Origin of the sequence: Paraburkholderia franconis (assembly GCF_009362735.1) — a bacterium.
In the GTDB taxonomy this organism is placed as follows: domain Bacteria; phylum Pseudomonadota; class Gammaproteobacteria; order Burkholderiales; family Burkholderiaceae; genus Paraburkholderia; species Paraburkholderia franconis.
In genome coordinates this window covers 1-1073 of the sequence record NZ_WHNP01000232.1, presented here as the reverse complement: position 1 = coordinate 1073, position 1073 = coordinate 1, and the positions used below count along the sequence as shown (strand labels likewise).

General features: G+C 59.6%; 1 protein-coding gene. It reads right to left on the bottom strand.

Annotated elements, in window-relative coordinates; all coding sequences use genetic code 11:
* Positions 1-43: 43 nt before the first annotated feature.
* Positions 44-1030: an IS1595 family transposase gene (locus tag GCT13_RS47860; RefSeq protein ID WP_321575078.1), complete on the bottom strand. Its 987-nt coding sequence runs from the start codon at positions 1028-1030 to the stop codon at positions 44-46.
* Between the last annotated feature and the right edge of the window lie 43 nt (positions 1031-1073).

Below are 1073 nucleotides of genomic sequence, written 5' to 3'. Positions count from 1 at the left end.
ATAAGGGCTATCCACTTAGCGCCAAAATTCCACGCTGTGAAATTCAGCCCTCACGGGGAGATTTTCGCGCGATCTGCCGGTAGGTGATGGGGTCTGTCTGAACGGCCTGTTCAAGCAGGCGGTAGAAAAGCAGGCCGCGGGAATGAGACGTGCGTCGGTTAAAGCGAAAGACGAACTCGTCGAGGTAATGGTCTAGGTGGGCCGGCTTGACCGCCCCTTGGTGCGTGCCGAGAAGCCAGCGCTTAAGCAGTGAAGCGACGCGATGGACGCCGGGTAACGGCACGTGCGCCGGAATGGCGTCTGGCATCACGGATTTGATGACCGTGCGCTCATGTTGATAGTCGTCCTGCAACGCCCGATAGATGGCTGCGCCGTCAGTGCGCAGCACGGAGCCGGGTTCCACGACCGCTCGCACGAAAGGCTCAACACTGGCAGTCGACTCCTCTTCAATCTGTTGAAGGCGAATCCGACCGAACCCTTTGGGCTCCAGAATTTCCACGGCGATCACCACGACAGCCTTGGTGGTCCGTCTCTTTCCGCCTTTACCCACGGGAGTGTCACGTCGTTCACGAATGGCAAGATAGCTCTGATCGACCTCGACGATCCCTTTGAGACGTTCCCGTCCGGGCCGAACCATCGCACGACGGAAACGGTGCAGGATGGTCCAGGCGGTTTGATAACTGCCAAACCCCAGGACTCGCTGCAAACCCAGAGCGCTCATTCCGGATTTCTGGCTCGTCAGATGCCACGCCGCTGCCAACCACACCTTCAAGGGCGTGCGTGTCTTATCGAAAATCGTGCCGGATGTCACTGTCCCAGGATGTCGGCAGGTGCGGCAGATCAGGCGCCCGCGGCTGCTCCTATACGGGTCCCGTTTGGTTGCGCAACTGGGGCAGACGAACCCCTCCGGCCAACGCAGCCGCTCAAGATAGCGCGCACACTCCTCCTCGGTGACAAACCAGTCTTCAAACTGGCTCCACGTCCGAGGGTAGTCGACGCCGGCGGTCGGGGTAGGCTGGAATTCGCTCACACCGACATTTTCTCTCAGGTGGTGCTAAGTGGATAGCCCTTAT